Below are 12617 nucleotides of genomic sequence, written 5' to 3' on the forward strand. Positions count from 1 at the left end.
GCAAGGCGGGTCGGCGGTGCCGCCCGCTTGTCTTTATCAACGCAAAGCGTCCCTGGTTATGGTGTGATCCACGCAGCGGCACCGGGGGCCAGGCTCAGGCGGCAGGTATCGGCTTGCGTGGCTTGCAGTGTGACTTTGTAAGTAGCCAGCTCGTCGCGGCGGAAGGCGTGTACTTTGACGGTATCGCCTACCTTGTGGCGGGCGATGGCTTTATCAAGATCGCTGGCTTTCAGGCCGTTTACCGCCACGATGACATCGCCACCCGACAAGCCGGCAGCCTGCGCCGCGCCACCATCCAGCACCTGCAACAGGCGCACGCCCAGGGCGTCCGGCGCGGCCTTGACGCCAAAGGTTGGCCGCAGCGCGGCGGGCATAATCTGCTCCACCACACTGCCGCTATCGGCCGGGCTGTCGGCTGGCACCATCTGCAGAGTGACACCCTGCGTGGCCAGCAGTTCAGCCAGCGGCAGGTCTTGCGTGCTGCGGATGGCGTGGTCGAAGAACGGGCCCAGCGGCAGGCCGGTAGCCTGCTCGGCCACCTGTTCCCACTCGCCCTCGGCCAGGCCCTGGCCGTCGGCCAGCCATTTTTGCCACAGCGCCAGCATCACGGTGTCCAGGCTCTTGGCCCCAGCGGTTTCGCGGCGGATATGCAGGTCCAGCGCCAGCGCGGCCAGCGAGCCCTTGGTGTAGTAGCTCACGATGCTGTTGGGGCTGTTTTCGTCCTGACGGTAGTACTTGGTCCAGGCATCAAAGCTGGCGTCGGCCAGGGTTTGCTTGGTGCGGCCGTTGCCGCGCATCACGCCGGTAATGGTTTTGGCCAGCAGGCCCAGGTAGCGTTTTTCGTCGATCAGGCCGCTGCGCACCAGCGCCAGGTCGTCGTAATAGGAGGTAATGCCCTCGAAGGCCCACAGCAGGGTGGTATGGCCTTCGCGGTTCAGGTCGTAGGGGGTGAATACCGCCGGCTTCATGCGCTTCACGTTCCAGCTGTGGAAGTACTCGTGGCTGATCAGGCCCAACAGACGCAGGTAGCCGTCGCCGATCTCGCCCTCGGCCAGGCCGGGGGCCGGCAGGTCGTCTCGGTTGGCCACCAGCGCGGTGGAGGCGCGATGCTCCAGGCCGCCGTAGATGTCGGCGCCGACAAACAGCATGAATACGTAGCGGTCGAACGGGGCAGGCTCGCCAAAGAAACGGATCTGCCACTCGCAAATGCGTTTGGTATCGGCAGCCAGGCGTTTGAGGTCGGCCTGGCAGACACCGGACACCACAAACTCGTGCGGCACGCCGCAGGCCTTGAAACGGATGCGCTGGAAGCGGCCCAGCTCTACCGGGTGGTCGATCAGCTCGTCGTAGTTGGCCGCACGGTAGCGGCCAAAACCGGTTTTCTTGTGCACGTCCAGCGCGGGCAGGCTGGTGGCCAGCTGCCAATCTGCCAGTGCCTTGTCTGCCGGTGCGTCGATATCCACGGTGCACGGGTCATTTTCGAAACCGTCGGCCGACAGGAACACGCTGGTGCCGTTATAGAAACCACGGTTGGCGTCCAGATACGCACCACGCACCGACAGGTCATAGGCGTACACCTGGTAGCGCACGGTCAGCTCGCCTTTGACCGGGGCGGCCTGCCAGCTGTGTTTGTCCAGCTTGGTCAGGGGCACTGTCTTTTTACCGCTGCTGGCGCTGATCTGCACGATATGGCGGGCAAACTCGCGCACCATATAGCTGCCGGGTATCCAGGCAGGCAGGCGCAGTACCTGGCCTGCAGCCGCGGGCTGGGCAATGGTGACGGTCACATCGAAAAGGTGGGCGTGCGGGTCGAGTACGGCAAGGCGGTAGCTAACGGGGGAAGACATGATGCAGAACCGTTCTGTGGCAGAAAGATGCTGGATTCTAGCACCGGCTGTACAAAACCACCCCTGACCTTCCGGCTTGATCTTCATCAATAGCAGTACTACCGATGACAATATAATCCATGTCTGTCAAAAGGCTAAAAAGGCCAAAAAGCCAGTACGGGCAGGGAAAAGCGCACGTCGCCCCGCGTTCTTGACTGGTGGCTGATGCCTGAATTGATTAGAATAGCCTGTTGAATACGCGGGTGAATTAAAGCACTTGTTCTTGCCTGGCAAGGCAGTGGTGCAAAGCGGGGCGCACCAGCTACAGGGGTTTTGATCGACACCCAAGAACTTGATACACCTCCCCAGCTTGGGGCTGGTACACAAAATTCAAGTCACCAGTTTTACACGTTCTAGTTCGCAACCTTGGAGAAAACCCTAAATGGATACGCAATCCACTTATAACTATAAGGTGGTGCGCCAGTTCTCGATAATGACCGTGGTTTGGGGCATTGTCGGGATGCTGGTTGGCGTCATTATTGCGGCCCAGCTGGTGTGGCCGGAGCTCAACTTTGGGCCCTGGTTCCACTACGGCCGTCTGCGCCCCCTGCACACCAACGCCGTGATCTTTGCATTCGGCGGCTGCGCGCTGTTTGCCACGTCTTACTACGTGGTGCAGCGTACCTGTAACGTTCGCCTGTTTTCCGACAAACTGGCCGCGTTTACCTTCTGGGGTTGGCAACTGGTTATCGTGCTGGCCGCCATCACCCTGCCGCTGGGCATTACCGCCGGCAAGGAATACGCCGAGCTGGAATGGCCTATCGACATCCTGATCACCGTGATCTGGGTGGTATACGCCATCGTGTTCTTCGGTACCCTGGCGATCCGCAAGGTGAAACACATCTACGTGGCCAACTGGTTCTACGGTGCCTTCATTCTGGCCGTCGCCCTGCTGCACGTGGTGAACAGCCTGGCCATCCCGGTATCGCTGACAAAGTCCTACTCCATCTACGCCGGTGCAGTGGATGCCATGGTGCAATGGTGGTACGGCCACAACGCGGTAGGTTTCTTCCTGACCGCTGCGTTCCTGGGCATGATGTACTACTTCGTACCGAAGCAGGCTGGCCGTCCGGTGTACTCCTACCGTCTGTCGGTAGTGCACTTCTGGGCGCTGATCTTCACCTACATGTGGGCCGGCCCTCACCACCTGCACTACACCGCCCTGCCTGACTGGACCCAGTCGCTGGGTATGGCGTTCTCGCTGGTACTGCTGGCACCAAGCTGGGGCGGCATGATCAACGGCATCATGACCCTGTCCGGCGCATGGCACAAACTGCGTACCGACCCGGTACTGAAGTTCCTGGTGGTATCCCTGTCCTTCTACGGTATGTCCACCTTCGAAGGCCCGATGATGTCCATCAAAACCGTTAACGCCCTGTCGCACTACACCGACTGGACCGTTGGCCACGTGCACTCCGGTGCCCTGGGCTGGGTTGCCTTCATCTCCATCGGTTCCATGTACTACCTGCTGCCACGCCTGTTCGGCCGCGACAGCATGCACAGCGTGAAACTGATCGAAGCGCACTTCTGGCTGGCTACCGTGGGCGTCGTGCTGTACATCGCCTCGCTGTGGATTGCCGGTGTGATGCAAGGCCTGATGTGGCGTGCCCTGAACGCTGACGGCACCCTGACCTACTCGTTTGTAGAAGCCGTTAAAGCGTCCTACCCGTACCTGTTTGTCCGCTTCCTGGGTGGTTTCCTGTTCCTGTCCGGTATGTTGCTGATGGCTTACAACACCTTCCGTACCGTAGCAGCAGGTCGTCCGGTAGATGCCAAGATCCCGGCAGTTACCGCGCACGCGCACTAAGGGAGCCAAGGAAACATCATGGAAAAGATCCAGAAACTGATTGAAGAAAACGTAGCGTATCTGATCGTGCTGACCCTGCTGGTTATCAGCGTGGCCGCCCTGATCGAGATCGTACCGTTGATGTTCCAGAAGTCCACCACCCAGCCGGTAGCCGGTGTGAAGCCTTACACCGCGCTGCAGCTGACCGGTCGTGACATCTACATCCGCGAAGGCTGCTACACCTGCCACTCGCAGATGATTCGTCCGTTCCGTGCGGAAACCGAGCGCTATGGCCACTACTCCGTCGCCGGCGAATCGGTCTACGACCACCCGTTCCAGTGGGGCTCCAAGCGTACCGGCCCGGATCTGGCCCGCGTAGGTGGCCGTTATTCCGACGAATGGCACCGTGTTCACCTGACCAACCCGCGTGATGTGGTACCGGAGTCCAACATGCCTGCCTTCCCATGGCTGGCACGCAACCTGGCCGATGCTGACGGCGTAGCCGCCAAGATGACTGCACTGACCAAAGTAGGTGTGCCGTACACCGCCAAGGAAATTGCAGAGGCGAAAGCCCAGGTTGAAGGCAAGTCCGAGATGGACGCGCTGGTTGCCTACCTGCAAGGCCTGGGTCTTGCACTGAAGAACGCGCGTTAAGCCATGGACTGGACTAATCTGGGGCGCATCCTGTTCACGGTATTCTGCTTCACCGTGTTTATCGTGATTGCATTGGGTGCCTTCGGTAAAAAAGCCAAGAAGCGTTATGACGAAGCGGCCAACCTCGTGATGGACGAGGACGACACGCCAGCGGCGGATAACGCTTCCAACGGAGCGAAGCAATGAGTGATTTTGTGAGTGATTTCTGGGGCGTATATATCGCCGTAGTGGTGATTGTGGGCCTGGTGGGCTTGGCCTACCTGCTGTTCACGCAATCGAAAACCACGGTCAAGAAAGGTGAAGAAGTTCAGATCACCGGCCATATCTGGGACGATGACCTGGCTGAATACAACAACCCGCTGCCACGCTGGTGGATGTTGATGTTCTATCTGACCCTGATCTTTGCCGCTGGCTACCTGGTACTGTACCCGGGCCTGGGTACCTGGAAAGGTATTCGTGGCTGGACCGCAGTCGGCCAGTACAAGGAAGAGAAAGCCGCTGCCGAGGCAAAATACCAGCCTCTGTACGACAAGTACCTGAAACAGGACATCAAGGCTGTTGCTGCCGACCCGGAAGCACAAGCCATGGGTAAACGCCTGTTCCAGACCTACTGCGTACAGTGCCACGGTTCTGACGCACGCGGTGCCAAAGGCTTCCCGAACCTGACTGACAACGACTGGCTGTACGGTGGCGATGAGAAAACCATCCACACCACTATCGCCGCAGGTCGCCAGGGCCAGATGCCAGCATTTGGTGCAGCCTTCGGTGAAGAAAAAGTGAAGGACGTTGCCAACTACGCCATGTCGCTGTCCGGCAAGAAACACGATGCCGACCGCGCAGCACGCGGCAAGGAAACCTTCACCGCCGTATGTGCAGCCTGCCACGGCCCGGATGGTAAAGGTAACCAGGCAATGGGTGCTCCGAACCTGACCGACAATGTATGGCTGTATGGTGGTACCGAAAAAACCATCATCGAAACCGTTACTAACGGCCGCAACAACCAGATGCCAGCCTGGAAAGACTTCCTGGGCGACGGCAAGGTTCACCTGCTGACCGCTTACGTTTATGGCCTGTCCAATAACGCCAAAGCCCAGTAATTGACCCTGCTCAATACTGCCCGCGCAAGCGGGCAGTATCTTTTGTGCTAACATTTTATTTGTTTGTGAATTGTTTTAGCATCAAGCATGCTTCATAAAGACCCTAGAATACGCTGGGTGCTTTATGAAGCGTTCTCCAAGGAAAGCCAGATGAGCAACAAGCTGAAAGATATCGGGGTGAAGGTAGAAAAACCCCAGGGTGAAACCGTTTCGCTGTATGCAGCGCAAAAGAAAATCTACCCGCGCAGCGCAAAAGGCGTGTTTGCCAACTGGCGCATCCTGTTTGTCATTGCTACCCAGCTGGTGTACTTCGGCTTGCCCTGGCTGCAATGGAACGGCCGCCAGGCCGTGCTGTTCGACCTGGTCAGCCGCAAGTTCTACCTGTTCGGCCTCACCATCATGCCGCAGGACTTCGTCTACCTGGCCGCCCTGCTGATGTGCAGTGCCTTCGGCCTGTTTACCTGGACCACCATTGCCGGCCGCCTGTGGTGCGGCTACTCCTGTCCGCAAACGGTGTACACCGAAATCATGTTGTGGATCGAAGAGAAAATCGAAGGCGACCGCAACAAGCGCATCAAGCTGGATAAAGAGCCCTGGAGCCTGCGCAAGCTGCGCATCAAAGGCACCTCGCACGGCATCATGATCCTGTTCTCGCTGTGGACCGGCTTTACGCTGGTAGGCTATTTCACCCCCATGCACGACCTGCTGCAGGCCATGCCGACGTTCAACTACGGCACATGGGAAACTTTCTGGATGTTCTTCTACGCCGGCTTTACCTACCTGCTGGCCGCCCATATGCGCGAACAGGTATGCATGTACATGTGCCCGTATGCCCGCTTCCAGAGCGCCATGTTCGATGAAGACACCCTGATCATCTCCTATGACGAAAAACGCGGCGAACCACGCGGCGCCCGTAAAAAAGGCCAGGAGCAAGCCAACCTGGGCGACTGCATCAACTGCGGCATCTGCGTACAGGTCTGCCCTACCGGCATCGACATCCGCAACGGCCTGCAATACGAGTGCATTGGCTGCGCCGCCTGTATCGACGCCTGCGACGAAGTCATGGTGAAGATCGGCAGCCCCAAAGGTCTGATCCGCTACACCACCGAAGCCGCACTGGAAGGCAAATACCCCGAAAGCGCCATCGTATCCCGCCTGAAACGGCCACGCGTCGTCATGTACATGCTGGTACTGTCGGTCATTTTCATCGCCGCCATCGCCTCGCTCACCATGCGTAAACCGTTCAAGGTAGATATCATTCGGGATCGAGCATCCCTGGTACGGGAAACCAATGACGGCCTGCTGGAAAACACCTACAGCGTCCGTATCATGAACGTATCGGAACAAGTGCAGACATTCCGCATCAAAGTGGAAGGTCTGGAGGGAATCAAGCTGGTTAGCGAGCACCCGGAAATCCGCGTAGAAGGCATGAGCAACGAGCTGGTATCGGTACGCGCCCAGGTTGCACCGGAAATCGCCACCAAAGGCAGCCACGAGATTCACTTCACCATCGAGTCGCTGACCAACCAGGCCAGCGTAGAAGAGAAATCCAGCTTTATCGGGGAATAAGGCATGCAAAACCACACCGGGGCCCCGCGCCCCTGGTACAAAGACCGCTGGCCATGGCTACTCATGGCCGGCCCTTTTCTGGCCGTCGTTGCCGGCATCATCACCTTTCGCATCGCGGTAGTCACTGCCGACGACATGGTGAATGACGACTACTACAAACGCGGCAAAGACATCAACCTGGAACTGACACGCGATAAAGCCGCCGTCAGCCTGGGCATCAGTGCCCAAGCCATGTTCAGCGACGACAAGCAGTCGGTGCGCATCGTCACCACCAGCCAGGCCCCGCTGCAGGGCGAGCTTACCCTGACCCTGCTGCACCCGACCCGCCAGCAAGACGACCAGCGCATCACCCTGACCCGCCAAGCAGACAATATCTACCAGGCACGCATCACCCCGGGCAATGCCAATCACTGGTACCTGCGCCTGGAAGACAAAGCCGGTAGCTGGCGCCTGCAAGGCGAATGGCGGCCTGGTGAAAGCGCCATGGTGCAGCTGGGCAACCCCAAACTGGAACCGGTAGAACACTGATGAGCCACCTAGACCGCCGCCACCTAGTACTGGGCCTGGCCGCCAGCACCCTGGCCGCCTGCGCCACCCGCCCTGGCATGGGCTATGTCAACGGCAGTGCCTTCTATCTGGAGCGCATCGCCTACCCGCGTGACAAAACCCTGCTGCGCGTGCGCCTGCTGGACGTGACCAGCGGCGCCCCCGCCGTACTGGCCGAACAGACGCTGGAAAAAGTCGGCACGCCCATCGCCTTCTCGCTGTGCTACGACTACGCCGCGATCAAGACCGGCCGCCAGTACGCGGTAGACGCCCGCCTGTTTGTCGATGGCGAGCTGCGCATGCAAGCCGCCGAGCCGGTAGCCAACCTGGCCAACAAGCTGGACATGCGGCTGGTGATGGTGGGGCAATAAACCGGCCACGCGTCGCCCAAAGGCAGTCGCATGGCTTAATGCCATTCAGTTAGGCGAATGTGCTTGGCCATCAAGCAGGAGGGCGTGAGTGCAGCGCCTTATCCCGTTGGCGCGAGCCGGTCAAAATGGTGCGCCCCAGGTTTTAAGACGCCGATTTGTTTGAGCCCCGAGCCGTTAGCGAGGGGCGAGTTCGGCGGCGCCTGGGGCGTGCCACTTTGGACGGGGTTTCGAGCAGCCCCGGGTTGCGGGGGAATGAAAAGGGGGCGGCAATCCGCCCCCTTTCCCGTCTGCCGGGCGGAACCGGCACTTAAACATTGTCCGCATAGCGGACACAAAAGCATTCCTGAACGCAGCAAACTCCTAGCCAAGAAGACGCCAGTCAGCGTTAACTGACTAGCATCAGCCATATGGCTGCCTTTTTCATTGCTTGGGCCAGCGCAAGGTTGGCCGCAAGCCGCCTGCCAGCCTCACGCCACCCGGTACACCGCCCCCAGCCGGCAACACAGCGCCGCCAACAAAGACAGCACCGCTGCGGCCAACATCAGCTGCGACAGCGGCCAGCTGCCAGCCAGCGCACCCGACAGCCACAGCCCCAGCGGCATCAATAGCTTGAACAGCGAGCCGGTAATGCCGGACACCCGGCCGATCAGCGCCAGCGGCGTGCTTTCCTGTCGGTAGCTCCACACACAGACATTGCCGCATACCACCACAAAGCTGCTGGCCAGCATCACCAGCCCCAGCAGCCATACTTGCTGCAGCGTGGCCAGCGCCACCATGCCCAGCCCTTCCAGCGCAAAGGCCAGCATCACTACCCGCCCCAAACCCAGGCGCTGCCGCAGCCACGTTACGCTCAGGCCAGCAGCAATACCGCCCGCGCCCGCCACGCCGTACAGCACGCCCAGCTGTGCCGGGCTCAAGCCCAGGCTATCGCGCAGGCGGAACAGCTGCAGCACCTCGGCCACACCGCTGGCACCGTTGGCCAGCACCACCGCCCACGCCAGCTGCCACAGCGGGCGGTTGGCGCGCAGCGCGGCCCAGCCTGCGGCCAACTCGGTAAGAAAATAGCGCTCGCTGGCAGCCTGTGGTGGCATGGCAGGCACCCGCAGCAAGGCCAGCGACGACAGCACAAACAGCAGCGCCGGCAACCACATGCCCCACGCCAGCGAGGCAAAGGCAATCAACAAGCCGGACAGCATCGGCCCGGTCACGGCAAACAGGTTGAACAGCGTATTCAGATAACTGGTGGCCGGCATCAGCAAGGCCTGCGGCACGCTATGCTTGACCAGGCCAAAGCGGCAGATAGCGGTAATGTAGTTGCACAGCATCATCACAAAAGCCAGCGGATAAAAGCCCCACAGCGGCAGCCAGCCCTGCGCCAGCAAACCACCCGCCACACCCAGCAGCAAGGCCATCACCAGCAAGCTGCGCTGCGCCCAGCGGCGGCGGCAGACGCGGTCTACCCACACGCCAATGAACACGGCCAGCAGCAGGTTGGGCAGAAACTCCACCGCCCGCAGTTGGCTCATCGCATTCAATGAGTGCGTCAGCTCGTACAAGATCAGCGGCAAAGCCAGCTGATAAATCTGGCTACCCAGCGCCAGAAACAGCGTGCTGGCAAATAGCCCCACAAACACCGGCTGCTGCCACAGCCCCCCGCCCTGCCCTGCTTGCTGCATGTCCTGTTCCTTTCCAACTCGATATGGCTGGACAGCATGCCGGCAAAAAGCGGAAGCTAAACAGGAGACAAATTCACCAGGCGTTCCGCTTTTATGCAAAAAGCCCGTCAGTACTACCAGCGTCTGTACCACGCTCGTCACGGGCAGAGCGGCCCCGCCCGGCTAGAGCAAGTCGCCGAGCAGCTGTGCTGCAGCCCGCGCCACGCCCGCGCCGTACTGGCCACGCTGGCCAGCCACGGCTGGCTGCAATGGCAGGCCGGGCGAGGACGCGGCCAACTGTCGCAGCTGCAGTTCCACACCCACCCCGCCACGCTGGAAGCCGACGCGCTGCAGCAGCACCTGGCGCGCGGCGACATCGAAAGCGCCATGCAGCAGCTTACCCCCGCCAGCCGCCAGCGCCTGGGCGAGCTACTGCCAGCGTATCTGGGCGTACAGCCCGGCAGCGAGCAACGGCTGCGCATCCCGTTTTACCGGCCGCTGCACAGCCTGGACCCGGTGCAAATTAACCGCCGTACCGAGTGCCATCTGATACGCCAGCTGTTCGACGGCCTGACCTGCTATCAGCGCGACAACGGCCGCATCGCGCCGGCGCTGGCCCACCACTGGCAGCACGACGCCAGCCTGCAGCAGTGGCGCTTCGTGCTGCGCCCCGGCGTGCTGTTTCACCACGGCCGGCCGCTGGAAGGCGAAGACGTACGCCAGACGCTGTATCGCCTGCGTGACGAACCCGGCCCATTTCAGTGCCTGTTCGCCCATCTGCTATCGGTACAGCTACCCGCACCACATGAAGTACACATCACCCTGTCGCAGCCGGACGCCCTGCTGCCGCACCGGCTGGCCGACCATTGCGCGGTGATCCTGCCGCGCGAACGTTGGCCGCAAGCCGACTTTGGCCGCCTGCCCAGCGGCACCGGCCCGTTCCGCCTGAGCGTCAACAACACCCACCGCGCCACGCTGCGCGCCTTCGAGCGTTACTGGCAGGCGCGGCCGCTGCTGGACGAAGTGGACATCTGGGTGGTGAACGACATGGCCACCCGCGCCAGGCTGGATGTGCGGCTGGGCTACCACGGCTCTACCCCGCCGCAGGGGCAGTACACGCTGCAGGCCGAGCCGGGCTGCAGCTATGTGTGCGCCAACCCGGCCACGCTGGACACCAGGCAGCGCGCCGCCCTCGCCGCCTGGTTGCACCCGGCGCAGTGGCCGGCCGACCTAGGCGGCCAACGTGCGCTGGGCATGCTGGCGCAATGGCAGCACTGGCCCGCCCCCATCATCGCGCCACGCCCGGTGCTACCGCCACGCCTGCGGCTGGTCACCTACAAGCTGGCCTCCCACATCGGGCTGGCCGAGCAAGTGTGCGCCCGGCTGGCCGCCGCCGGCTGCCAGGCCTCGCTGCAGGTATTGGATTTCCCCGAGTTTGCCGCCAACCACTGGCACCACAGCGCCGACCTGATGCTGACCGGCGAGGTGCTAAACGACGACCTCGACTACAGCTGCTACCAGTGGCTGGCCGGCGAATCCGGCTTTCACCCCTGGCTCAGCGACGCCACCCGCCACGCACTGCAAGCGTGGGTTGGCCGCAGCCAGGCCGAGCCGGACAGCGCCACGCGCTGGCGGCACTACGCCGCCGCCGCCAGCCTGCTGGTGCGCGAGCACGCGCTGATCCCGCTGCAGCACAGCACCATGCGGCTGGAGTTCGACCCGCAGCTGCGCGGCATCGCGCTAACGCAGTGCGGTTGGATGGACTTTCGCCAGCTTTGGTTCGACAGCGCGGCGTGAGGCCGCCAGGCAGCCGCCAGGTTGGCCGCAGGCTGTTGATGTGATGCAAACTTGCCGGCAGCCCAAAAGCACAAGGGCAAGCCTGCGGCTTGCCCTTGCTGTTAGCCATGCGGCCAAGCTTGGCCGCAAGCCACCCGCGCTACGCGGCAGGGGGCGCCGGCCACAGGCAATGCGGGCCGATATCGGCCAAGGTGCGGCAGCCGGTGAGCGCCATGGTCACTTCCAGCTCTTCGTGCAGGGTGCGCAGCAAGTGGGCCACGCCCAGCGCACCGGCTACGGCCAGCGCGTGAATGAAAGGGCGGCCGATCAGCACCGCGCTGGCCCCCAGCGCCAGCGCCTTGAATACGTCGCTGCCACGGCGCACGCCGCCGTCCAGCAGCAGCGGCACGCGGCCCTGTACCACGGCAGCGATGGCGGGCAGCGCGTCCAGCGCCGCCGGTACGGTGTCCAGCACGCGGCCGCCATGGTTGGACACGATCAGGCCATCCACGCCGTGCTGTAGCGCCAGCTCGGCGTCGTGCGGCGACAGGATGCCTTTCAGCACAATGGGCAAGCGGGTCTGGCTGCGCAGCCAGGCGATGTCGGCCCAGCGCGGCGCGATGGCCATCATGCCGTCGAACACCGCGCTCTGCCCTGCGGCCAACACCGGCTGGTACGGTGCCATGGCGGCCAGGTTCACCGCGGCCACACCATCCGGCAAGGCAAAGCCGGCGCGCTGTTCGGCGTTGCGCACGCCAGCCAGTGGCGCATCCACCGTCAACACCAGCGCGGTATAGCCGGCGGCTTCGGCGCGCTGTACCAGCTGCGCCACCACGGCGCGGTCGTGCTGCCAGTACAGCTGAAACCACAGCGGTGCCTGCGCGGCGGCGGCGATGTCTTCCAGCGGCGTGCTGGCCAGGGTGCTGACCAGCATGCTGCTACCCATCACGCTGGCGGCGTAGGCGGCGCTGCGTTCGGCGTCGGGGTGCACCAGCTTCTGGTACGCCACCGGTGCCAGCAAAATCGGCATGGCCAGATCCAGCCCCGGCAGGCGGCAGCGGCTGTGGCCGCCCTGTACGTCGGCCAGTACGCGGGTGTGCAGGCGGTGGCGGGCAAAGGCTTGCAGGTTGGCCGCATGGCTCAGCTCGTCGGCGGCGGCGCTGTCGATATAGGCGCGTGCGTTGGCCGACATCATGCGCTGGGCGTAGCGCTGGTAGTCGGCGGCGGATACCAGGTCGGCGGGAATGTGGTCCAGGTGCGGGCTCATGGCGGTAGGG

11 protein-coding genes are annotated in these 12617 nt (G+C 62.2%); 8 read left to right on the forward strand and 3 right to left on the reverse strand.

The annotated features are described in order from the left end of the window. Positions 1-56: 56 nt before the first annotated feature. Positions 57-1847 carry a M61 family metallopeptidase gene (locus tag ACZ9XP_RS02115; protein WP_465187902.1) on the reverse strand — a complete coding sequence of 597 codons (1791 nt, stop codon included), beginning with the start codon at positions 1845-1847 and terminating at the stop codon, positions 57-59. Between the two features lie 421 nt (positions 1848-2268). On the opposite strand from ACZ9XP_RS02115, the gene ccoN reads away from it, so the two are divergent. From ccoN to ACZ9XP_RS02150, 7 genes are all read left to right on the forward strand, one after another. Next, positions 2269-3693, forward strand: coding sequence for a cytochrome-c oxidase, cbb3-type subunit I (gene ccoN, locus ACZ9XP_RS02120; RefSeq protein ID WP_147684363.1), 1425 nt, complete (start codon positions 2269-2271; stop codon positions 3691-3693). A gap of 18 nt (positions 3694-3711) precedes the next feature. After that, positions 3712-4326 (forward strand): cytochrome-c oxidase, cbb3-type subunit II, encoded by a 615-nt coding sequence (gene ccoO, locus ACZ9XP_RS02125; RefSeq protein WP_147684366.1) that lies wholly within the window; start codon positions 3712-3714, stop codon positions 4324-4326. Positions 4327-4329: 3 nt separating this feature from the next. Next, the gene (locus ACZ9XP_RS02130; RefSeq protein WP_147684368.1) at positions 4330-4512 is read left to right on the forward strand and encodes a cbb3-type cytochrome oxidase subunit 3; all 183 of its coding nucleotides are present in this window, start codon (positions 4330-4332) and stop codon (positions 4510-4512) included. Then, the gene (gene ccoP / locus ACZ9XP_RS02135; RefSeq protein WP_147684370.1) at positions 4509-5423 is read left to right on the forward strand and encodes a cytochrome-c oxidase, cbb3-type subunit III; all 915 of its coding nucleotides are present in this window, start codon (positions 4509-4511) and stop codon (positions 5421-5423) included. Before ACZ9XP_RS02130 ends, ccoP begins: the two co-directional genes overlap by 4 nt. A gap of 150 nt (positions 5424-5573) precedes the next feature. Further along, positions 5574-6992: a cytochrome c oxidase accessory protein CcoG gene (gene ccoG, locus ACZ9XP_RS02140; RefSeq protein ID WP_147684516.1), complete on the forward strand. Its 1419-nt coding sequence runs from the start codon at positions 5574-5576 to the stop codon at positions 6990-6992. A 3-nt stretch (positions 6993-6995) separates the two neighbouring features. Next, a complete protein-coding gene (locus tag ACZ9XP_RS02145) occupies positions 6996-7520 on the forward strand; it encodes a FixH family protein (RefSeq protein WP_465187903.1) in 525 nt (174 codons plus the stop codon). Further along, the gene (locus ACZ9XP_RS02150) at positions 7520-7909 is read left to right on the forward strand and encodes a YbaY family lipoprotein (protein WP_465187904.1); all 390 of its coding nucleotides are present in this window, start codon (positions 7520-7522) and stop codon (positions 7907-7909) included. The genes ACZ9XP_RS02145 and ACZ9XP_RS02150 overlap by 1 nt, the downstream gene beginning before the upstream one ends. Before the next feature lie 467 nt (positions 7910-8376). Here ACZ9XP_RS02150 and ACZ9XP_RS02155 read toward each other — a convergent pair whose 3' ends face one another. Then, on the reverse strand, positions 8377-9585 hold the full coding sequence (locus tag ACZ9XP_RS02155; RefSeq protein WP_465187905.1) for an MFS transporter: 1209 nt from the start codon (positions 9583-9585) through the stop codon (positions 8377-8379). Positions 9586-9678: 93 nt separating this feature from the next. Between ACZ9XP_RS02155 and ACZ9XP_RS02160 the strand changes: the two genes are divergently transcribed. Next, positions 9679-11361, forward strand: coding sequence for an ABC transporter substrate-binding protein (locus ACZ9XP_RS02160; protein WP_465187906.1), 1683 nt, complete (start codon positions 9679-9681; stop codon positions 11359-11361). Between the two features lie 139 nt (positions 11362-11500). Here the strand turns inward: ACZ9XP_RS02160 and ACZ9XP_RS02165 are convergent, their stop codons facing one another. Next, positions 11501-12607: an alpha-hydroxy acid oxidase gene (locus tag ACZ9XP_RS02165; protein ID WP_465187907.1), complete on the reverse strand. Its 1107-nt coding sequence runs from the start codon at positions 12605-12607 to the stop codon at positions 11501-11503. Between the last annotated feature and the right edge of the window lie 10 nt (positions 12608-12617).

The sequence above is a fragment of the Vogesella perlucida genome (assembly GCF_979366545.1).

Bases quoted from the DNA above. Each gene is read 5' to 3' on its own strand.
- ACZ9XP_RS02155 (WP_465187905.1), bottom strand. From the start codon at position 9,585: ATGCAGCAAGCAGGGCAGGGCGGGGGGCTGTGGCAGCAGCCGGTGTTT.
- ccoO (WP_147684366.1), top strand. From the start codon at position 3,712: ATGGAAAAGATCCAGAAACTGATTGAAGAAAACGTAGCGTATCTGATC.
- ccoG (WP_147684516.1), top strand. From the start codon at position 5,574: ATGAGCAACAAGCTGAAAGATATCGGGGTGAAGGTAGAAAAACCCCAG.
- ACZ9XP_RS02165 (WP_465187907.1), bottom strand. From the start codon at position 12,607: ATGAGCCCGCACCTGGACCACATTCCCGCCGACCTGGTATCCGCCGCC.
- ACZ9XP_RS02150 (WP_465187904.1), top strand. From the start codon at position 7,520: ATGAGCCACCTAGACCGCCGCCACCTAGTACTGGGCCTGGCCGCCAGC.
- ACZ9XP_RS02130 (WP_147684368.1), top strand. From the start codon at position 4,330: ATGGACTGGACTAATCTGGGGCGCATCCTGTTCACGGTATTCTGCTTC.
- ACZ9XP_RS02160 (WP_465187906.1), top strand. From the start codon at position 9,679: ATGCAAAAAGCCCGTCAGTACTACCAGCGTCTGTACCACGCTCGTCAC.
- ACZ9XP_RS02145 (WP_465187903.1), top strand. From the start codon at position 6,996: ATGCAAAACCACACCGGGGCCCCGCGCCCCTGGTACAAAGACCGCTGG.
- ccoN (WP_147684363.1), top strand. From the start codon at position 2,269: ATGGATACGCAATCCACTTATAACTATAAGGTGGTGCGCCAGTTCTCG.
- ACZ9XP_RS02115 (WP_465187902.1), bottom strand. From the start codon at position 1,847: ATGTCTTCCCCCGTTAGCTACCGCCTTGCCGTACTCGACCCGCACGCC.
- ccoP (WP_147684370.1), top strand. From the start codon at position 4,509: ATGAGTGATTTTGTGAGTGATTTCTGGGGCGTATATATCGCCGTAGTG.